Annotated in this window: 10 protein-coding genes; all 10 read left to right on the forward strand. The window is 59.9% G+C overall.

The annotated features are described in order from the left end of the window. Window positions 1-32: 32 nt before the first annotated feature. The 10 genes from BLR44_RS25870 (at window position 33) to BLR44_RS25920 (ending at window position 22955) form a co-directional block, all read left to right on the forward strand. On the forward strand, window positions 33-3086 hold the full coding sequence (locus BLR44_RS25870) for a PVC-type heme-binding CxxCH protein (RefSeq protein WP_089687893.1): 3054 nt from the start codon (window positions 33-35) through the stop codon (window positions 3084-3086). A gap of 11 nt (window positions 3087-3097) precedes the next feature. Further along, window positions 3098-3955: a sugar phosphate isomerase/epimerase family protein gene (locus BLR44_RS25875; protein WP_089687894.1), complete on the forward strand. Its 858-nt coding sequence runs from the start codon at window positions 3098-3100 to the stop codon at window positions 3953-3955. Then, window positions 3952-5091, forward strand: a complete 1140-nt coding sequence (locus tag BLR44_RS25880; protein WP_089687899.1) for a Gfo/Idh/MocA family oxidoreductase — start codon at window positions 3952-3954, stop codon at window positions 5089-5091. The genes BLR44_RS25875 and BLR44_RS25880 overlap by 4 nt, the downstream gene beginning before the upstream one ends. Before the next feature lie 885 nt (window positions 5092-5976). Further along, window positions 5977-9039, forward strand: a complete 3063-nt coding sequence (locus BLR44_RS25890) for a SusC/RagA family TonB-linked outer membrane protein (RefSeq protein ID WP_245706176.1) — start codon at window positions 5977-5979, stop codon at window positions 9037-9039. Window positions 9040-9051: 12 nt separating this feature from the next. Continuing rightward, entirely contained in the window at window positions 9052-10986 is a 1935-nt protein-coding gene (locus BLR44_RS25895; RefSeq protein WP_089687908.1) for a RagB/SusD family nutrient uptake outer membrane protein, read from the forward strand. A gap of 238 nt (window positions 10987-11224) precedes the next feature. Further along, complete coding sequence (locus BLR44_RS25900; RefSeq protein WP_089687911.1) at window positions 11225-14176, forward strand: glycosyl hydrolase 115 family protein; 2952 nt, start codon at window positions 11225-11227, stop codon at window positions 14174-14176. Window positions 14177-14535: 359 nt separating this feature from the next. Continuing rightward, complete coding sequence (locus tag BLR44_RS25905) at window positions 14536-17262, forward strand: chitobiase/beta-hexosaminidase C-terminal domain-containing protein (RefSeq protein ID WP_176956214.1); 2727 nt, start codon at window positions 14536-14538, stop codon at window positions 17260-17262. A 371-nt stretch (window positions 17263-17633) separates the two neighbouring features. Then, on the forward strand, window positions 17634-18272 hold the full coding sequence (locus BLR44_RS25910; protein ID WP_089687917.1) for an RNA polymerase sigma factor: 639 nt from the start codon (window positions 17634-17636) through the stop codon (window positions 18270-18272). Window positions 18273-18400: 128 nt separating this feature from the next. After that, window positions 18401-19405 carry a FecR family protein gene (locus BLR44_RS25915; protein ID WP_089687919.1) on the forward strand — a complete coding sequence of 335 codons (1005 nt, stop codon included), beginning with the start codon at window positions 18401-18403 and terminating at the stop codon, window positions 19403-19405. Window positions 19406-19427: 22 nt separating this feature from the next. Next, entirely contained in the window at window positions 19428-22955 is a 3528-nt protein-coding gene (locus tag BLR44_RS25920) for a SusC/RagA family TonB-linked outer membrane protein (protein WP_089687922.1), read from the forward strand. Window positions 22956-22959: the final 4 nt, after the last annotated feature.

A 22959-nucleotide genomic window follows, 5' to 3' on the forward strand; every position in this document is an offset into this window, starting at 1 on the left:
ACCCGAGATTCGCTTACTTGTTTTTACGACCTATGTACTTCCACCATTTCCTTCGCCCGGCCTTTGGCGTCAGGTGCCTTTTTTTTCTGCTGTTGGGGGGCGCGATGCTCACCTGCCAGGCGCCCAAACAGGCCTCCCACGGCAGTGATGGGCCGCGGCCCTTGTCGCTTCTGTTTCTGGGCCACCACAGCGAGCACCATCACGCCGAAGCGTACATGCCCATGCTGGCTTCTTCGCTCATCAAGCAGGGCATTCAACTGACCTATACGGCAGATCCTGACGACCTGAACGACGAAAATCTGGCCCGGTACGACGGCCTGATCGTCTACGCCAACCACGACTCCATCACCACTTCGCAGGAAAAAGCTTTGCTCGACTTTGTGGCCGGAGGCAAAGGCTTTATTCCCATCCACTGCGCCAGCTTCTGTTTCCGCAATTCTCCATCGTATGTCGCGTTGGTCGGTGCGCAGTTTCAGCGGCACGACACGGGCACGTTTGTCGCCGACATCGTGGAGGCGGCCCATCCGGCCCTGCAAGGGGTAGAGGAATTTGAAACGTGGGACGAAACCTACGTACACCACATGTTCAGCGACGACCGTACGGTGCTGATGGAGCGGGTGGAGGGCGACCACCACGAGCCGTGGACGTGGGTAAAAACGCACGGCAAAGGGCGCGTCTTTTATACCGCCTACGGCCACGACGAACGCACCTGGGGGCACCCCATGTTTCAACAACTCATCCTGTCGGGGATTGTGTGGGCCGTTGGAGACGAGGCCCGCGCCCGCTGGCAACCCTACGCTGACTCCCTGCCGACCCTGACGTATTCGCCTGCCGAAAACATCCCCAACTACGAAAAGCGCGATCCGGCGCCGCAGTTGCAAGCCCCGCTTTCGCCCGAAGCTTCGAAGAAGTTGACGCAGGTGCCGCCCGGATTTTCGCTGGAACTGTTTGCCGCCGAGCCCGACATCGTCAACCCCATCGCCATGGCCTGGGACGCCCGCGGCCGGTTGTGGGTGATCGAGACGGTCGACTACCCGAACGACAAGCGGGACGGCGACGTCGGCGACGACCGGATCAAGATTTGTGAGGACACCGACGGCGACGGCCGGGCCGACCGCTTCACGGTGTTTGCCGAGGGCCTGAACGTGCCCACCAGTCTGGTCTTTGCCCACGGCGGCGTGGTGGTGGCGCAGGCCCCGCACTTTTTGTTTCTGCAGGATACCGACGGCGACGATCGCGCCGACGTGCGGGAGGTCCTTATGGACGGATGGGGCACGTTCGACACGCACGCCGGTCCTTCGAACCTGCGCTATGGTTTCGACAATCAGATCTGGGGAACCGTGGGCTACGCCGGGTTTGAAGGCACCGTGGCGGGAAAGGCGCGACAGTTCCGGCAAGGGGTCTACCGCTTTGCGCTGTCCGGCGAAACGCCGCAGGTATCGTCCTTCGAACTGGTGACCCGCACCAGCAACAACACGTGGGGGCTGGGTTTCAACGAGAACTTCGAAGTATTTGCCTCCACGGCCAACAACACCCACAGCGTTTACGTCGGCATCCCGGATCGTTATTACGGGGAGGATCAGGCCCTGAGCACACCGACCACCCGCGAATCGGGACGACGGCCGGAGCGCGCCCCGATCCTGGGCAGCCGGAAAATCGACGGGCACTACGCCATGCACCCCCTGACGCAGCTCGTGAGGCAGGTCGACGTGTTCGGTGGCTTTACGGCGGCGGCCGGACACAGCTTTTACACCGCCCGTACCTTTCCATCCGACTACTGGAACCAATCGGCGTTTGTCTGCGAACCCACCGGCCACGTGCTGCACCGGGCTCGCATCGAACCGGACGGCGCCGGGTTTCAGGAACAAGACGGCTGGAACATGCTGGCCAGCGCCGACGAATGGTTCGCGCCGGTAGCGGCCGAAGTCGGTCCCGACGGACAACTGTGGGTGCTGGACTGGTACAACTTCATCATCCAGCATAACCCGACCCCCACGCCCGAACGCGGCGGCTTTCAGGCCGAAAACGGCAAGGGCAATGCGTACGTCAACCCGTTGCGCGACCAGACGCACGGGCGCATCTGGCGGTTGGTCTACGAGGCGGGAACGCCCTCCGACATGCCGCAGCTACATCAGGACGATGCCGACGGACTGGTAGCGGCCCTGGAAAATGAGAACTTGTTCTGGCGCCTGACGGCCCAGCGTCTGCTGGTGGAGCGGGGCAAAACCGACGTAGTCGCCAACTTGTCCGCGCTGGTAGAAAAGGCTTCGCCGGATGCGCTGGGCCTGGCCCCCGCGGCCATCCACGCGCTCTGGACCCTCCACGGACTGGGGGCGCTTCAGGGTGACCAATCCGACGCCCTGCAAGTTGCGGTCAAAGCCCTGCGGCATCCTTCGGCCGGCGTTCGCAAAGCCGCCCTGCAGGTGCTGCCGCTAACGGAAGCCGCCACGCAAGCGGTGCTGGACGCGCGCCTGACCGACGATCCCGATCCGATTGTCCGGCGGGAAGCCGCGCTGGCCTTGTCCCGGCGCAGTGAGTCGCCGCAGGTCGCCGCCACGCTGCGCCAACTGCCCGATTCTGCCGCGACCGACGACTACTGGCTCAAGCAGGCGTACGCCCTTGCCCACCGGGGTGGGGCGGGCACTGAAGTAACGGCCGACGCCTCGGTGGGCACTGCCCCGCAGGCCGACGCACAGGTGATCCGCATCAAGGTGCTGAAGGGTGAGATGAAATACGACCTTCAGCACTTTGAAGTGGAAGCCGGGAAGCCGGTGGAGCTGGTGTTCGAGAATCCGGATTTTATGCAGCACAACCTGCTGGTGCTCCAGCCCGGCTCTCTGCAAAAAGTCGGTGAGGCCGCAGACAAGCTGGCCGCCGATCCGAACGGCGCCGCGCAGAACTACGTCCCTCAGCTTCCCGAAGTGCTGCACGCCACGCCGCTGGTCGATCCGCAGCAAACCGTCACCTTGCGGTTCACCGCGCCGGCAAAAACGGGTACGTACCCGTACGTCTGCACCTTCCCCGGCCACTGGCGCATCATGCAGGGCGACATGCAGGTCGTCACGACGCTTTCTTCCCACCCTTAACGAAAAAATCAATGGCCATTACTTTTGGCGTAAGCACCTGGCTCTGGACCTCGCCCTTTGCTACAGAAACCGTGTCCCTGTTTTCCAAGATCAAGGCCATGGGCTACGATGCCGTGGAAATTCCGGTGGAAGATCCCACTCTGATCGACGCCGCCCGGGTGAAAGAAGCCCTTGAAGCACACGGGCTGAAGGCACTGGTGTGTGGCGCTTTCGGTCCGACCCGCGACCTGACCCACGACGATCCGGCCGTACACGAAACCTGTTTGCGGTACCTCGACGACTGCTTTGCGCTGTGCCAGACCTGGGGTGCACCTTTCCTAGCCGGACCCGCTTATTCGGCGGTGGGCAAAGCGCGGATGGTCCCTGCCGAACAGAAAAAGCGGGAGTGGGACCGGGCCGTCACCAACCTGCAACGGGCCTGCGCGCGTGCTGCGCAACACGGCGTGTCGCTGGCGCTGGAGCCGCTCAACCGTTTTGAGTCCGACCTGATCAACACGGCCGACGACGTCATGCGGCTGGTCGGCGACATCAACCACCCCGCCGCGGGAGTAGCCCTCGACGGCTTTCACATGAACATCGAAGAGCCCGACATCGAACAGGCCATCCGGCGGGCGGGCGACCGGCTGCTGCACGTGCAGGTCTCCGAAAATTACCGGGGTACGCCCGGCACCGGGCAAACGCGGTGGGACGCGTACCAGCGTGGCCTGCGGGCCGTGGGGTACCAGGGCGTAATTTCCATCGAGAGCTTTACGCCCAAGGTGCAGGAACTGGCCGGAGCCGTCTGCATCTGGCGGAACCTGGTGCCGGACCAGGACGACTTTGCGGCCGACGGACTTACTTTCTTGAAACAAACCTTTTCCTTTGTATGAACCAATCCATCAACATCGCCATTGTGGGGCTCGGCTTTGGGGCCGAATTCATCCCCATCTACCAGCAGCATCCCCACGCCCACATGTACGCCATCTGCCAGCGTAACGCCGAGAAGCTCCACGCCATCGGCGATGCGTTCGGCATCGAAAAGCGCTACACGGATTTTAACCAGCTGCTGGAAGATCCCGACGTGGATGCCGTCCACATCAACACGCCCATCCAGAATCACGCCGCGCAGTCGCTGGCGGCCCTGCGGGCGGGGAAACACGTGGCCTGTACCGTGCCCATGGCCACGACCGTCGAAGAGTGCCGGCAGATTGTGGAAGCCGTGGCCGAAACGGGCCTGACCTACATGATGATGGAGACGGTGATCTACAGCCGGGAATTTCTCTTTGTCAAAGAACTGTACCAGAAAGGAGAACTGGGAAGGATTCAGTTTTTGCGTGCCTCCCACCAGCAGGAAATGGCCGGCTGGCCGGGCTACTGGGAAGGCTTGCCGCCGATGCACTACGCGACCCACTGCGTGGGACCGGTGCTGGCGCTGCCAGGTGCGCAGGCGGAGTACGTCTCCTGCTTTGGTTCGGGGCGCATCGACGAACACCTGATTCCCAAGTACGGCTCTCCTTTTGCCATCGAGTCCTGCCACATCAAGTTCAAAGACTCCGACCTGGCGGCCGAAGTGACGCGCTCCCTGTTCAACACGGCCCGGCAGTACCGCGAGAGCTTCGACGTCTACGGCTCGAAGAAGTCGTTCGAGTGGACGCTGATCGAAGGGGAGGAAAACGTGATCCACACCGGCGAACAGCCGTCCCGCGTGCACGCCCCCGACTATGCCCACCTGTTGCCCAAAGAGATCCAGTCGTTTACCCAGCATGGCGTCTACAACGCCGACGAAAACCAGCACCTTTCGTTCATCCAGGGGGCCGGGCACGGCGGCTCGCATCCGCACCTTGTCCACGAGTTTGTGGCGGCGCTCCGGGAAAAACGGGAACCTTACCCGAACGCGCGCCAATCCGCGAACATCACGTGCGTGGGCATTCTGGCCCACGAGTCGGCCTTGAAGGGGGGCGAGCGAATTCCGCTGCCGGAGTTTACCCTCCAGGAAACGCCGGCGGTCGACGCGCGTCCGTCCTGAGCTGAGGAGTACAACTAGTAAAACCAAGGTGCATGCTGCGGATGTTCACGCAGCATGCACCTTTTGCGTTTACTGCACCGCGCGTGCGGCGCTGGCAAGTACGCCTGAGAGGAGCGGGTCCGCAATGGCCGCACCGAATCGATTATTTGAGCATCCCAACCTGCCTGAACGCATTTTTTACCTTCTTTCTTGACGAACTCGGCAGGGGTAAACACCCGGCTCCGGGACACGGGAAATACGCGTTGTTTTAAAGATTTAGCCGCCTAATCGGCGCTCTTTATTTCAATCGCTTTCAGCCCGAATGCACGACAAGGTGCGCTTAAGTTTCCCATAAAAATATATCGGGAGATGCAATCGGTTGCATAATCAAGAAAAACCTTCTACTTTTCGTGCCGATTGATGTTCAACCTGAAATGATGAAAAAGGCCTGGTCGCTGAAACTCACCTCGTTCTGGCGCTGACCTTCCTTTATGATTCTAATTTTTCCTGGTACTACCGCGCGGGTCCGCAGCGTCCGCAGGAACCACTGAACTTGCTTCGCCATCCGTAGAGCGGTGCGGCAGTCAGCCATCATCCGGCCTGGTATAGGCTCCGGAGTTCTCCTGCAGCGCCCAGGGTCGCGACACTTCGCACGACACGCTTCTTTCACCTTCCGGAGCGCGCTGTGCAGAGGATCGTCACCCCGGCCTGATCCGCGATGCACGCGTTAGCGGTCCTGATGTTGAATTGCTCACGGAGTTCGGGCATCGGGACGAGCCAACGCATCCCACTGAACCTTACCTATCAGTTCAAACAACATACAAACTCAAACCAATGAAAACAGTCTCTACACTACGTTTCATTATGGCGAGCTGGCGGTGGTCCAAACACTGCCGAAGTGCCCTAATGCTGACTTTGCTCTCCACCACGCTGGCCTATGCCCAGGTGAGTGTACGCGGTAAAATCACCGACAAAACCGGCGAAGGCATTCCCGGGGTCAACGTGCTGGAACAAGGCACCACCAATGGAACCATCACCGACGTAGAAGGCGTCTTCAACCTGAGCGTCCAGAACAATGCTACGCTGGTGTTGAGCGCCGTCGGGTACTTGTCGCAGGAAGTTCCTCTGTCCGGCCGCACGACCCTCGACGTCACGCTCGAAGAAGACGTAAAAGCCCTGGAAGAAGTCGTGGTGGTCGGCTACGGCACGCAGCGCCGCGAAGCGGTCACGGGTTCGGTGGCCTCCATCGACGGAAGTGCGTTGCGCGAGATTCCGACCGGCAACATCACGAATGCCTTGCAGGGACGCCTGCCGGGGGTGCAGTTCACGCAGACTTCTACCCGGCCCGGCGCAACGATGCAGATTCGCATCCGCGGTACGCGCTCGCTGACGGCCAGCAACGATCCGCTGGTGGTTTTGGACGGTATTCCGTTCGCCGGTTCGATCAGCGACATCGACCCGAACAGCATCAAGAGCATCGACATCCTGAAAGACGCTTCGGCTACGGCCATTTACGGCTCGCGTGGCGCCAACGGCGTTATTCTGGTGACCACCCAGCGGGGCCAGAAGGGCCAGCCCGCCCGCATCTCCTACAACGCTTTTTACGGCGTCAAGAACGTGTTTGGCAAGTACCCCATGATGGACGGACCGCAGTTTGCCCGCATGCGTGCGGAAGCCATCCGGACGGCCACGGAATTGGGGCGCGGCGCTACGTATCCTAATTCGTCGGACGAATTCGACAACATCAACACCGACTGGCAGGACCTGCTGTACCGGACGGGAACAACCATGAGCCATGACGTAAGCCTTTCCAAAGGCTCGGAAGGTGGCAATTACCAGGTGGGGCTTGGTTACTTCAAAGACCAGAGTCCGCTGCCGACTAACCAATACAGCCGGATTTCGATGCGCGCGGCCGTAGACCAGGACGCGGGCCGGTACTTCCGCTTCGGACTGACGTCGAACAACAACTACGGCCTGACGGAAGGCAACCAGGTCGGGGTGGGCGATGCCCTGGCGTCTTCTCCGTTGTCCAGCCCTTACGACGCGGACGGCAACCTGAAACGTGCCACCTTTGCTTCGCAGGACGTCTACAGAGTCTGGACGCGCGACCTGATCGAACAGGTGCAGGACAAGTGGCTGAGCGAAACCAAAACGTTTGGTTCGTACAACAACCTTTACGGCGAATTCAAAATTCCCGGCGTGGAAGGACTGAAATACCGCCTCAACCTGGGGTTGAACTTCCGCGCCACCGAAGGAGGAAGCTTTACGGGCATTGGCGTGACCAGCCCGACCAACCCGGATGCGCCTTCGTCTGCGTCGATCAACCACTCGCGGACCACGAGCTGGGTGGCGGAGAACATCCTGTCGTACGACCGCATTTTTGCCGATAAGCACGAAGTAAACGCCATTGCGTTGTTCTCTTCCCAGCAAGAGAAGTACAACAGTTCGGCCATTACGGTGCTGGACTTCCCGGCCGACCATTTTCAGTACTACAACCTGGGCTACGGCGAAGGCGAAGTGACCATCAATCCTAACGACCAGGCCTATTCGGTGTGGGGACTGGTGTCGTGGATGGGACGGATCATGTACGGGTACGACAACCGCTACCTGTTGAGCGCCACGCTGCGGTCCGACGGCTCTTCGCGCCTGGCACCCGGGCACAAGTGGCACACGTATCCGGCCGTGTCGGTCGGCTGGAACATCGCCGAAGAAGCGTTCATGCAGAACCTGCCGGTCCTCGACCAGCTGAAGCTGCGGGTGGGCTACGGCGAAACCTCCAACCAGGCCATTGCGCCGTACACTACCCTCGGCCGCCTGGGTACGCGCTTCTACAACTTCGGTGACAACGGCGACGACAGCTACGCCACCGGGTACATCATTTCCGAGCTTCCCAACAGCGAACTGGGGTGGGAGTACACCCAAACCTGGAACGTGGGACTGGACTTCGGGTTGTTTGCCGGCCGGTTGAACGGTACGGTCGAGTACTACCGGCAGCACACCAAAGACCTGCTGCTGGGCGTGGATTTGCCCCCCACGGCGGGCGTAAACAGCTACACTGCCAACGTGGGTGAAACCGAAAACAAAGGGGTAGAATTGTCGCTGAACGGCGTCATCCTCAACAACGTGAACGGGTTTACGTGGGAAGCCGGTGTCAACTTCTACGCCAACCGCAACAAGCTGCTGAGCCTGGCTTCCGGTCAGGAAGAGAACGAAGGGAACTGGTGGTTTGTGGGCTCGCCGATCAACGTCGTCTACGACTACAAACGCGTCGGGCTGTGGCAGGAAGGCGATCCGCACCTGGATGTGCTGGAGCCCGGCGGCAACGTGGGGATGATCAAGGTGGAATACACTGGCGAATACGACGAGAACGGCGTTCCGGTGCGGCCCATCGGCGCCGACGACCGTCAGGTTCAGAAGTTCGACCCCAACTTCGTGGGTGGTTTTAACACCCGCCTGGCCTACAAAGGCTTCGACCTGACCCTGATCGGGGCCTTCCAGAACGGCGGCACGCTCATTTCTTCCCTCTACGGCAGTTCGAGCTACCTCAACCTGCTGAGCGGGCGTCACAACAACGTCAACGTCAATTACTGGACGCCGGAAAACCGCGATGCCGACTACCCCCGCCCCGGCGGTGCTACCTCGGGCGACAACCCGAAATACGCCAGCACACTCGCTTATTTCGATGCCTCCTACCTGAAAGTTCGCACCATCACCCTGGGGTACAATTTCAGCCGCGCCAGCTGGATGAACAACGTGGGCATCGATCAGTTGCGCCTCTACGTAACGGCCCAGAATCCGTTCGTGATGTTCTCGCCCTACAACCGTGAGTCGGGCATGGACCCCGAAACCAACTCGTTCGGCAACCAGAACCAGGCGGTCACCACTGCCATTCAGAGCCGCCTGCCCGTGGTTGCCGTCAACGCGCCATCGACCCGCAACTACCTGATTGGACTTAAGCTGACGTTCTAACCTACTCTAGTCATGAAAAACTTTCGATATTTATCCCTTATTGCCCTTGTCGCTCTGCTTCTTCCTACCGGGTGTAACGACCTGCTGGAAGAGACCACCCGCGAACGCTTCGAACCCGGTTTCTTCGCTACCGAAGAAGGGGTGGTGGGCGGCCTGACGGGTCTGTACGCCAACCTGCGCCGCATTTACGGCCAGCCGTATTATTACAACGCCACCGAAACCGGCACGGACGAGTACACCTACGGCTCGCAGGCCGACGGAAACTTTCAGGCTGCGGATTTGTCCGGCCTAGGCATCCCCGACGCGTCGAACAGCCGTTTCGATGTGTTGTGGAATGCATCCTACGCCGCAATCAACTCGGCCAGCGGCATCATCACCAACGGTACGGCCGCCGGCATGCAGCCCTCGCTGATTGCCGAAGCGCGCTTTTTCCGTGCCTTCGGGTACTTCCTGATGGTGCAGACCTTCGGGGGAGTGCCCCTGGACCTAGGCGGCGGCGTGCTGGAGTTCAACACCACGCCCAACCTCCGCTCCGAGCGCAACACCGTGCCCGAAGTGTACACCATCGGCGTGTTCCCTGATCTGGTCCAGGCGGTCGACGAGCTGCCCGACGATCCTCGGGTGATCGGCGGTGTAACCAAAAACGTGGCCCGTCTCATTCTGGCGAAAGCGTACCTGACGTACGGGTGGTGGCTGGAAAATCCCAACAACCTGCCGACCTATCCGGAAACTTCGCGCACCGATCCCGACGGACACGACGCCCAATGGTACTTCCAACAGGCGTACGACGTGGCCACCGCCGCCATCGAAAACCCGGGACCTTATGCGTTGCAGCCTACCTTCTACGACGTGAACGTGGCGCAGAACGACCGCAACAATGAGATCATGCTGTGGGCCGATCATACGGAATACAGCCAGCGCTACAGCGAGAGTAACGTCACCGGCTGGGACGGCGGCGATGCCCAGAACCAGGCGGTGTGGATGGTGACCTGGTACTTCCATACCATCAAAGCCAGTTCGGCGCAGGATGCGTGGAGTCCGGTAGATGCCATGTTCAGAACGGTGCAGGCGGGTCAGTCCTACAGCCGCATGTGGTCGCGCATGGCGCCTTCCATCGGCGTGTTCACCAACACGTTTGCCGACAAAACCACCGATTCGCGGTTCAACGGCACTTTCACCACCACCTACCGCGGCACCTGGTTCTACAACCCCAGCCGTCCGGAAACCACGCTCTACGGCGCGAACTTTATGCCGGTCGGTCCCAACGAACCGATCCTGACTTTCCTGCCCACCGATCCGGGCGGAATCGACTACACCAACACCACGTTCAACAGCGGAACGCAGGCGGGGTACCTGCCCGGTCGGGCCGACTACGTGGTGCCGCTGAACAAGATTTCCCGGGCCATCTTTCCGGGCCTCTGGAAACTGGGCGTCTACCGCCAGGGCAACGATTACAACGACGACAAAGTCGCCAGCTCGCGTCCTTACAACATCCTGAAGTTCTCTGAATTCTACTTCGTCGCGGCCGAGGCGGCCGTGAAGGGCGCGACCGGCCCGCGCTCTGCGCGCGATCTGATCAACGTGATTCGTGCCCGCGCCGGCATGTGGCGTTTCGACGTGGCGGCCAACCAGGCGCGTGTGGAGGACAACAGCGCCGCGATGGTGGCGGCGACCCCGGCTACGGTCGACATCAACTACATTCTGGACGAGCGTTCCCGCGAGTACTTCGGGGAAGGCTACCGCTGGTTCGACCTGGCGCGCACCCAGAAGTGGGAAGAATACGCTGGTACGTACCAGATCTCTCCGAAGGCAGGCGAAGAGCCGGTGACCGTCGAGCGCGAGATCGAACCGTACCTGTACCTGCGTCCCATTCCCATCGGGCAACTGGACCGCATGGACGGCGATGATGCTTACAAGAGCAACTACCAGAACCCCGGGTACAATTAAGCACTAGCAACAACCACCTTCTCGGAATAGAGAAGCAATCATCGGAAAGAGGTAGTCCGAAGGGTGACGCCCTCCCGGACAACCTCTTTCTTTTTTTACGTCGCCTGGCACTGTCGGCGCGGCAATCCAGTACAAGAACGTTCACTTATTTTTAACGCCCCGAGGGGGGCCGGCCAGGCCGCCTTTCCGGAAGGCGACCGCTCCTGATTCGAGAATGCAGATGACAACCCACGTTCCCATGCCCTTTCGTTCCACCGCAGCCGTGCTGCTGCTGATCTTGACCTGGGTGACGCGCGTCCAGGCCCAGCCCGACGACCGCCGCTTTGAGCACATCGCGACGCTGGCCACCGAAGCGCCTTTTTCGGAAACTTCCTATTTGACCACCCAGAAAAAACGGGGTGCCTTTGCACTGGTAGAAAACGGCTCCCCTGGTAGCATCCTGGTCAGTGCGTCCGATCACCCCGGCGTGTTGCGCACCGCCGGACTGTTTCAACAGGACCTAAGTCGGGTGGCCGGTCAGGAAGTCGAACTGGTCAAAGGCGAAACGCACACGGCCCCGCGGCTTATCATCGTCGGCACCGTAGGGAAGAGCACGCTGATCGATCAACTGGCGAAGGCGGGCAAGCTCGACGTCACGGCCCTGCAGGGCAAGTGGGAGCAGTTCCTGATCACGCCCGTGAAAAAGCCGATGCCGGGAGTCGACCAGGCGCTGGTCATTGTCGGTAGCGACAAGCGTGGGACGATCTTCGGCATGTTCGACCTCTCCGAGCACATGGGCGTTTCGCCCTGGCACTGGTGGGCCGATGCGCCCGTCAAATCGCGGCAAAACATCTATGTAAAAGCCGGAAAACACACCCTCGGCGAACCCAAGGTCAAGTACCGAGGCATTTTTCTGAACGACGAAGATCCGGCCCTGGGCGGCTGGGCCCGCGAAAAGTTCGGGGGGCTCAACCACCAGTTCTACGGAAAAGTGTTTGAGCTGATCCTGCGTCTGAAGGGCAACTACCTGTGGCCCGCTATGTGGGGCAAGTCCCTCTGGGACGACGATTCGCTGAGTGCGCCGCTGGCCGACGAAATGGGCGTGGTGCTGGCCACCTCGCACCACGAACCCCTCATGCGCTCGCACGTGGAATGGAACCGCTACGGCAAAGGGGCCTGGAATTACGAAACCAACGCGGACGTGCTGCGCCAGTTCTGGCGGGAAGGCATGGAACGCACGCAGGGGCAGGAGAAGGTCGTGACGCTCGCCATGCGTGGCGACGGCGACGAAGCGATGAGCGAAGGCACCAACATCGAACTCCTGGAACGCATTGTGGAGGATCAGCGGACCATCATCGAAGACGTAACCGGTAAGCCCGCCCGCGAAACGCCGCAGGTCTGGGCGCTTTACAAAGAGGTGCAGGATTATTACGACAAAGGCATGCGCGTGCCCGATGACGTTACCCTGTTGCTCTGCGACGACAACTGGGGACAGGTGCGGATTCTGCCGGCGGTGGATGCCGCCCCCCGCGCGGGCGGCTACGGCATGTACTACCATTTTGATTTTGTCGGCGGCCCCCGAAGCTACAAGTGGCTCAATACCGTGCAGCTCGAACGGGTGTGGGAGCAGATGCGCCTCACCTACGAATACGGCGTGAAGGAGATCTGGCTCGTGAACGTGGGCGACCTGAAACCGATGGACCTTCCCATTGATTTCTTTCTGGACTACGCCTGGAACCCCGATGCCATTACGGCCCGCGACCTGCCCGCCTATTATACCCAGTGGGCCGACCAGCAGTTTGGCGGCACCCATGCCAAAGAAATCGGGCAGATTCTGGCGCTTTACACGAAGTACAACGCCCGGCGAAAGCCGGAGCTGCTGGAACCTACTACGTACAGCCTGACCCAGTTCAACGAAGCCGAACGCGTGGTGGAGGAGTACAAGGAGCTTCTTGCCAGGGCACAGCGCATCGCCCAACAACTGCCTGCGGAAGCGCAAGATGCCTTTTATCAGTTGGTAACGTATCCGGTGGCGGCGTGTGCGAACCTGAACGAGATGTACGTGGCGGCGGGCAAAAACCGGCTGTACCGCATGCAGAACCGGGCCTCCACGAATTTCTATGCCGACAAGGTGAAGGAACTGTTCTTCAAGGATGCCGAACTTACCCGGCAGCACAACACCTTTGCCAGTGGCAAGTGGAACCACATCATGGAACAGACCCACATGGGGCACGTCAGCTGGAGCGATCCGGCCGTCAATAAGATGCCGGAAGTGTCTTACATCCAGACCAGTCCTACGGCCGGGCTGGGCTACCAGCTGGAGAGCCCCCTGCGTCCTGCCGGAGGAGGCCGCTTTGCGATGTTCAGCCGGAGCTTTACGCCGTTCGATCCGCTCAACGACCAACGCTACTACGTGGAGGTATACAACACCGGCACTGTGCCCCTTTCGTATACGGTAACGCCGAAACATGACTGGATCAACGTGTCTTCCCGCCAGGGCACGGTTCCGTACGAAGAAAAAATCTACGTGAGTGTCGACTGGAGTCGGGTGCCAGCCGGGCAAACCGAGGGCGAAATTGTGCTTGCCGGAGCAGGGCGTGAGGTGACCCTGACGGTTCCTGTCCGGCCGGCGGTGCCGCCGCAGGCCGCGGGGTTCGTGGAAAATTACGGGATTGTCAGCATCGAGGCCGCCAATTTCCAACGCAAACACGAAGCAAGTCCCGTCATGTGGGAAGTGATTCCCAACCTGGGCCTGACCGGGTCGGCCGTTACCACCCGGCCGGTCACTGCGCCCAAGCAAGCGGCCGGCAAAGACGGCTCTTACCTGGAGTATCAGGTGGTGTTGCTCGACTCGGGCACGTTTCAGCTGGACGCGTGGTTTTCGCCTACCCTGAATTTCCAAAAAGACGAAGGGTTGCTCTACGCCTTCTCGATCGACGGCGAAGCGCCGCAGGTGATGAACCTGCACGAACACGCCCAGGCGGCCGACTGGACCTATCCCGACTGGTGGAACAGTGCCGTGACCAACAACCTGATGAAGCAGACGGCCCTGCGCAAGCACCTGTCGGCCGGTGCGCATACCCTTCGCTACTACCGGGTAGACCCGGGGCTGGTCTTGCAAAAAATCGTCCTGACGAAAGAAGGCACCTCTGCCGAAAGCTACCTGGGTCCTCCGCAGTCCACGCTTCTGCCGCAGCGGGTGGGCAGGTAGCGGTCGATGAGCCGGTCGTACCGCAGCGCGGTGGCGCAGCATGAAACACCGATGGGGGCACAACGCCCCCGTCGGTGTTTTTTTTGTAGCAAAAGCTCTGTTTCGGTGTCGTGCTGTGTGCTCAAAGGCGTGGCTTTCAGGCAGACAGGCCCAACGGTCGGGAAACCAACGGCGATCAATTTCCTTCGGTTACGGCTCCTATGGGGTAGATTTTTCATCCCGCCTGCACTATAAAGATGCATTGCTGTTTTCCTGCCAGCCCGGTGTTTCGGTACGGCTCATTCCTTCACCGAAACGCAGGTGGGAAGACGGCATTCCCCGCTTCGTGTTCCACTGCATCACCTACAAAATCCCCCTTTATGAAACACCCACTACTGCGAAAAATTAGCCTGACCACGGCGCTCGTTTGCCTGGTTACCACGTTCCTTTCGGCACAAGATCAGGTAGTCATCACCGAGTTTCTGGCCAGCAACAAGGCCACCCTGGCCGACGAAGACGGTGACTACAGCGACTGGGTGGAATTGCACAACGCCGGTGAGGCGGTCGTCAACCTGGAAGGCTGGTTTCTGACCGACAAGGCCGATGAACTGATGCAGTGGGAGCTGCCGGCCGTCATGCTGCCGGCAGGAGGGTACCTGGTGGTTTTTGCCTCCGATAAGGATCGGCGCGACCCTTCCGCCGCGCTGCATACCAACTTCAAACTGTCGGCTTCCGGCGAGTTTCTGGGCCTCGTAAAACCCGACGGCGTTACCATTGCGCACGCGTACGCCCCGGAGTTTCCCAACCAGGAAGAAGACATTTCCTACGGCCTGTACGAAGGGCAACTGGTGTATTTCGACCAGCCGACGCCCGGTTCCGAAAACGGACCGGGGGGGCTGGTGCAGGTCCCGCAGTTTAGTCACACCCGTGGCTTTTACGAGGACGCCTTCCAACTGGCGCTTTCGGGGGCCGCCGAGGGCGATCAAATCTACTATACGACCGACGGGACCCGCCCCACGGCGCAGACCGGCACCCTGTACACCGCGCCCGTCCGCATTGAAACGACGACGCCCTTCAGCGCGGTAGCCACCAATGCGGCCGGACAGTCCAGTGCCGTGGTCACGCAAACGTACCTGTTCCTTGATGCGATTCTGCAACAGCCGCAGAACCCGACAGGCTACCCGGCGGAGTGGAGTCCGCTGAAGTTTGGGTCGGGGAACGCGCCGGCCGATTACGAAATGGACCCGGAAGTGGTAAACGCCGCGCCCTACGCCGACCTGTTCGACGAAGCACTGACCTCCATTCCCACCCTGTCGATTGTGACCAACGTGGGCTATTTGTTTTCTCACCAGAACAATGCCGATACGGGTGGGATTTACATCTACACCGGCAATTCCGGGGCAGGCAACGCCGGAGAGGACTGGGAACGCCCGGCTTCCATCGAATACTTCGACCCCAACACACAACAGGAATTTCAGGTCAACTGCGGCTTGCGGCTGCACGGGGGCAACAGTCGCGTGCCGGAAAACAGCCAGAAGCACTCGTTTCGGGTCTCGTTCCGAAGCCAGTACGGGCCTTCTAAACTCCACTACCCGCTGTTTGAAGAACCTACGGCTACGACCGAGTTCAACGCCCTGGTGCTTCGGGCGGGCTACAACTACTCCTGGACGAAAAACAGCGCAACGCAGCGGGAAAACGCCCAGTACCTCCAGGACCCGTTTGCGAAGGTGACGCAACGTGCGCTGGGCCACATGGCGCCCCACGACAAGTTTGTCCATCTGTATCTGAACGGGCTGTACTGGGGGCTGTACAACATCTCCGAGAAGCTGACCAACGATTTCATGGAAACTTACCTGAACGGCGAAGAGGACGACTTTGACGTGATCAAAGACCACAGCCAGATTCAGGACGGTGAATGGACGGCCTGGTCCCATCTTCTCGACCAGGCGAAAAAAGGCTTCGCAACCAACGAAAATTACCAGAAGGTACAGGGCAAAAATCCCGACGGCACTCCCAATCCGGCGCTGGAAAACTTACTGGATGTGGAGAACCTGATCGACTACATGCAGTTCAACATGTACATCGGCAACGAAGATTGGGACCACAACAACTGGTATGCCGCCCGCAACCGCCTCAGCAACGACGTCGGGTTTCGTTTTTACTCCTGGGATGCCGAGACGGCCATGACGGACGTCGCGTATAACAACGTGGACGAAAACAACGAGGACAATCCGAGCGGATTGTTCCGTCGGTTGCTGGAAAATGAAGAGTTCCGTCTTCTTTTTGCCGACCACCTCCAGCGCAACTTCTTCGGCGACGGGCCGCTGACGCCCGAAGCGGCTGCTGCGCGCTACCGGGCGCTGGCCGACGAGATCGACCTGGCCATCGTTGCCGAATCGGCGCGTTGGGGCGATTACCGGAAAGACGTACACCCCTCCGACGGGGACCGCTTCCTGTACACCCGCAACGAGCATTGGCTGCCGCGCCAGGAAGAACTGTTGGCCGACTACTTCCCGCAGCGCACCGCCGTGGTGGTGCAGCAGTTCAAGGACGCCGGCCTTTTTCCGGACATCGAGGCCCCGGCGTTTAGCCACGAGGGCGGTTCCCAGGCGCAGGCCATCGCGCTGGAGATGAGCACCAACTACGGCGACATTTACTATACTACCGACGGCAGCGATCCACGCCAGCAAATTACCTCGGCCGTTTCGGCGGGGGCGCACCAGTACACCGGGGCGGTAGCGGTGGCGTCGGCCGTTACGATAAAAGCCCGGGCCAAGTCCGGCGAGACCTGGTCGCCGCTCACGGAATCGACCTACGACTTCCCCACCGGCATCACCGCCGCCGACGCCGCGCGCCTGGCCAGCGGCAGCTTTCCCAATCCGTTTTCCGGAACCACGACCTTCTACTTTACGCTGCCTCAACGTGCGCCGGTGCGCATCGACATCTACACCCTCGACGGCCGGAAGGTAGACACCGTGCAGGCGGGCGTCCGTTCCTCGGGTTACAACGAAGTGCACTGGCAACCGACCCAAGCGGGGAGAGGACTCTTCCTCTACCGAATCCAGACCCCGGAACAGGTGTTTGTGGGCAAGGTAGTGCGGGAATAAACCCACCCGTCCGATATCAAAGGCGAGCCGTTCGGGACGCGCGGGTTGGAGCCAGAGGGAGAAAAGATCAAGATTTGGCGGCTGCCCCGCATCTTGGCAGATGGGGTGTTCTACCAGGCCGTGTGGGTGACCGCACGTGTGTCGTCCGGGCGGAGTACGCGTGCGCTTCTTGCGTGAACGCAGGCCACGATACTGCACAGCGGACGCATTTGGAAGGCTGCCCCACATGGTCAGGCCTTGAAACAATGCCTATCCTTTGATAAGGGACGTACTTACAAGAAGGCCGGATTTAGCATTCGGCCTTTTTTGTTTTTTAACAAAAAATTCTAAGTTCGTTGGAATAGTTCTCTTTTAGAACTTGACCCACCACCATGAAACAAGATGTTCAATTCCCTGAACAACCCTCTGCCTTATGGGACCAATTCCGGGCTGGCGATCCGCAAGCCTTGTCGGTCCTTTTCCTCGAACATTACGAAGCACTTTTTAACTACGGCCTGAAGCTGACCTCCGAAGAGGCGTTGGTGGAAGACGGCATCCAGGAAGTTTTTGGGGAGCTCTGGCAAAGTCGCGGCCGGCTTTCGGCTCAGGTAAGTTCCGTCCGCTTTTATCTGCTGACCAGCTTGCGCCATCGCCTCGTGCGTCATTTGCAGGTCCTGACCCGCAAAACCAACCCTTACGTCTTAGCGCAGCACTACGAACAGGATTACAGTCCTTCTACCGAAGAACAGCTGTTGCAGGAAACGACCGCGCAGCAGCAGAGCCGCCTGTTGCGAGGATCGATCGATGCGCTGCCCCGCCGCCAGCGAGAGGCCATGTTTTTGCGCTATTTTGAGGAGATGAGTTACCCGGAAATTGCCGAACTGATGCACTGCAACGTACAGTCCGTTCGGAACCTGATTCACCAGGCCCTGACGCGCCTGCGTCACGATCCTGCCCTGCAACGCCTGATTTCGACCCTGGCCGTGCTGCTCAGTGCGGCCTGTGCTGCCTGGAGCGGAGTGCTTGGCTAACGTGCCGAGGCATCGCTGGACCTGCTGGGTAACTTTTTTCAAAAAAAAATCTGCAAAACAAGTATAGCACGACAAGTTCTGTTTTTTCATAAGTAGAGCGGGACAGATACCGCCTTTGTTTGCTACGCATGAACTACCAGCACTACACGACGCAGGATTTTATGATGGACGACCGCTTTCAGCAGTGGGTCCAACATCCGACTCCCGCGAGCGATGCGTACTGGGAAGCCTGGCTGGCCAACCACCCGGAAAAGACCGAAGAGGTGGAGGAGGCACGTCGCATGCTACGGCAGCTTCATACGGAATACCGTACGGTGTCCGTCGAAAAAAAACAGCAGCAACTTGCGCGTCTGCATCGGCGGCTGGCACACAGCACCGAGGCGCCGCGCGTCCCTGCGGGCAAGCGCCGTCACCTGTGGCGCAGGATGGTGGCAGTGGCGGCGATGTTTCTGCTTCTGGTCGGGGGCAGCTGGTATTACTTTCAGCTTCAACCCCTGGTCTATACCGCTTCCGACAGCACCCAGGTCATCACCCTGCCCGACGGTTCGCAGGTAACCCTCAATGCGCACGCCAGTCTGCGTGTGCCCCGGCGGTGGTCGGCTGCCGGGCGGCACGTGTGGCTGACCGGACAAGGCTTTTTTGAGGTCGAAAAACAACAAACAACCGAGGGTCCTGTCAAGTTTACCGTCCACACCTCCGACCTCGACATTCAGGTGCTGGGGACGCGCTTCGACGTCAACCAGCAGCAGACCCACACGCAGGTCGTCCTGGAAGAAGGCAGCGTGCAACTCCGCCTGCATGCTACCGCCGACTCGCTGATTCGGATGCAACCCGGCGATTACGTACAGTACTCGCGAACGAGCCGACAGTTGGTAGAAAAAACGGTTAATCCCAAGCAGTATACGGCCTGGCTTGCCCACAAGCTCGTTTTCGACCAGATGCCGTTGCACGAGCTGGCCGGCGTGATCCAGCAGACGTATGGGCGGCCGGTCATTATCCGGGACTCCACCGCCGGACGACGCAACATCAGCGGAACGCTGCCCTCCGACGACCTGGAGGTACTTCTTGAGATTTTGCAGGAAGGCTTCGGCGTATCGATTGTGGAGAAGGAAGATACCTTGATTTTACAGTAGAGCACAGTTAACCATCTAGTTTATGACCAACTTGTACAGGACCTACCCACGGGGTTGGGTCTGGGGGATCGTGTTGTGCCTTTGCGGCGGTCCGCCCGTCTCCGCGCAGCACCTCGCGACGCTCACGACGCCGCCCACCACCCTCAGCCAGGTACAGCAGATCTCGCTGGAAAATGCCCTTCGCAGTCTGGAAAAGCGCTATCAGATTTCGATTGTCTATGAAACCGAGCTGGTGAAAGACCACCTCGTGAAGGTAGAACAGGGCGTGCAAACCTACCTCTCGGCCGAAGAAGACCTGCAGCAACTGCTGCGCGCCTTGCCGTTGCAGTTCAAAAAGGTAAAGCCCAACGTGTATCTGCTGCTGACCAAGCCCAACACCTCCGGCAATTCGGGCCTACTGGCCCCGCATCCTCCCGGATTTGTTACGCCAGACCAAACGCGGGTGGCGGCCGCACAACCCCGCCTGCATACCCGCTTGAGTACCCGGGCGGCGGTGGACGTATCCGGACACGTAGCAGATGAAGCCGGCGAGGGGATTCCCGGCGTGAACGTCCTGGAAAAAGGGACGCAAAACGGCACCATTACCGATGTAGACGGGCGTTTCTCGCTTACTATTCAGGCGGGGGCCGTGTTGGTGTTCAGTGCTGTGGGGTACGAAACCCAGGAGGTGACGGTGGCCAACCAGAGCACGCTAGACGTCACGTTAAAAGATAACGTGCAGGCGCTTTCGGAAGTGGTGGTGGTGGGCTATGGCACGCAGAAGAAAGAGAGCCTGACGGCGGCCGTAGCGCAGATCACGAACGAAGAAATCCAAACCACAACGCACAACAGCCTGGCGCAGAAGCTTCAGGGGAAGGTCGCGGGTTTGCAAATCCGCCAGAATTCAGGGCAGCCCGGCGACTTCAACAACTCCATCAACATCCGCGGGTTTGGGGAGCCTATCTACGTGATCGACGGCATTCGCCGCGAAGGGGGTGGAGAGTTTCAGCGGATCAATCCGGAAGACATCGAGAGCATTTCCATCCTGAAAGATGCCTCCGCTGCGATCTACGGCCTCGGCGCGGCGAACGGAGTAATTCTGGTGACAACCAAAAAGGGCAAGACTGAGAAACCCTCGTTCAACTACAGCACGGTGTACGGTGCCGTAACGCCCACCGACATGCCAGAAATGGCCAGCGCCGCTCAGTACGTACAGATGTACAACGATGCGCAGATTTTCAAAGTAGGGGGGCAGCCCTACTACACGCAAGAAGAACTTCAGAACTACATTAACCGTGCACCGGGCTACGAGGGCACAGACTGGTATGGGCTGACGATGAAGCGTTACGCTACCCAGATGCAACATAACCTGTCGGCTTCGGGGGGGAACGAACGGACCAATTATTTTGTGAGCTTCGGGCACGTGCGCGAAGGCGGCTTGCTGAAAAGCGAGGACATGGGGTACAAGCGCTACAACCTGCGGGCCAACCTGACCACCCAACTGACCAACCACCTGGAGGCGCAGCTGCTCCTCGCCGGGCGGTACGACGAAAAGTGGGAACCCGGCGAAAACTTCTTTAACATTTTTAAGGGGACGCGCACTACTCTTCCCACCGAGGCGGCCTACGCCAACAACAACCCGCTGTATCCGACCACCGTGCTTTCTACTCAGAATCCGGTCGCCCTGGCCGAGCGGGACCGGACCGGCTTTAACGAAAACACCACGCGCAACTTTCAGTCTTCGTTTGCCCTGACGTACGCGGTTCCCTTCCTGCCGGGTCTTTCGCTGAAAGGAGTCGCGGCCTACGACGCCAACAATTACCAGTCGAAAGGACTCCACAAACCCTACAACCTTTACCTCTACGACGCAACCGAAGATGCGTACGACCTTGTCCCGCAACGGGTCGGCACCGGCAACCTCAGCAACTACAACAGCAACAACAACCAACTGACCCTGCAGGGGTATGTGACCTACGAGCGCCAGTTTCGGCAAGCCCACCACGTAAACGCCGTGGTTGTGGTCGAACAGCAGCAGTGGAACGACCGGTGGTCAAACCTGACGCGCTATTACAGCGGCTTTTACACCAAAGACCAGATTCGGTTTGCGGACCGCCAGCGCATGGAAAACGACGGCCTGGAAAACCAGACCGCCAGCCTCTCGTACATCGGTCGCCTGAACTACGATTTCAAGGGCAAGTACCTGGCAGAGTTCGCGTTTCGTCACATGGGAACCTACGCCTACGCACCTAGCAACCGCTGGGGCTTCTTTCCGGTAGCTACGGCAGGCTGGCGCATGTCGGAGGAAAATTTCATGCAGAACCTGCCCCTTATTTCCAACCTGAAACTGCGCGGCTCCTTCGGCCTGGTGGGGCAGCCCTGGGGAGCGCCCTACCAGTACATTCCCGGGTTCGTGATCGGTAGCGGCGGCTCGTACGAATTTGAAGAAGGAGCGCTGACCACCGGCGTGAGCGCGCCGCTGATCGTCAATGAGAAGCTCAGCTGGGTGACGGCCCGGCAAACGGATATTGGCATCGACCTGGGCCTGTGGCAAAATAAACTGACCCTGGAAGCCGACGCCTATCAGCGTGTGTTGCAGGGCATTCCGGCCGGGCGCGATGTTTCGCTGCCCAACACGTTTGGCAGCACGTTGCCGGAAGAGAACCTGAACAGCAACCAGACACAGGGGTTTGAGTTTACGCTCTCGCACCGGAACGCCGTTCGGGGGTTTGTGTACAACATTTCCGGCAACTTCAACTTCGCGCGGACCCGCAACCTGCACGTAGAGCGCGGCGCGTTCACCAACAGCTGGGACCGGTACCGCAACGGGGCCGAAAACCGGTGGAACGATCTGGCATGGGGATACACCTACCTGGGCCAGTTCCAGAGCGAGGAAGAGCTCCTCTACGCGCCGATGCAGAACGGCGACCAGGGCAACATCCGCCGGGAGCTGCCCGGCGATTTCCGCTACCTGGACCTGAACAACGACGGCGTGATCGACGGGCAGGACGAAGCGCCTATCTTCTACGACCGCACGCCTAAAATGCACTACGGCCTGAACCTGAATGCCTCCTGGAAGGGGCTGGACCTCAACATCCTCTTTCAGGGCGCGGCCAAGTATACCCTCCGGTTCACGGAAGTATACGCAGAGATGTTTGCCTTCCGGGGCAACACGCCCGCCTACTTTTTCGACCGGTGGCGGAAAGCCGATCCTTATAATCCGGACAGCGAATGGATTGCCGGTACCTGGCCGGCCTCGCGCACCGTCGAAAGTGTCGGCAGAATGTACGCAGAAAGCTCCGTGTGGCGTAGAGACGCCACCTACGTGCGGCTCAAAAGTGTAGAACTGGGCTACACCCTGCCCTTCCCGTTTCTGAAGAAACTAGGCATCCAGACCTTGCGCGTCTACGCCAGTGGATTCAACCTCTACACCTTTGCGGACCCCTTCGTCAAGCCGTTCGATCCTGAAAAACTGGAGGGCCTCGGCGACCCCAACGCCCCCGGGTTCAACTCGGCAGGCTTCACCTATCCTGTGACCAAGACTTACAATTTCGGCGTAAACGTCAGCTTCTAACCCG

This window comes from Catalinimonas alkaloidigena, from assembly GCF_900100765.1.
GTDB classification, from domain to species: domain Bacteria; phylum Bacteroidota; class Bacteroidia; order Cytophagales; family Flexibacteraceae; genus Mooreia; species Mooreia alkaloidigena.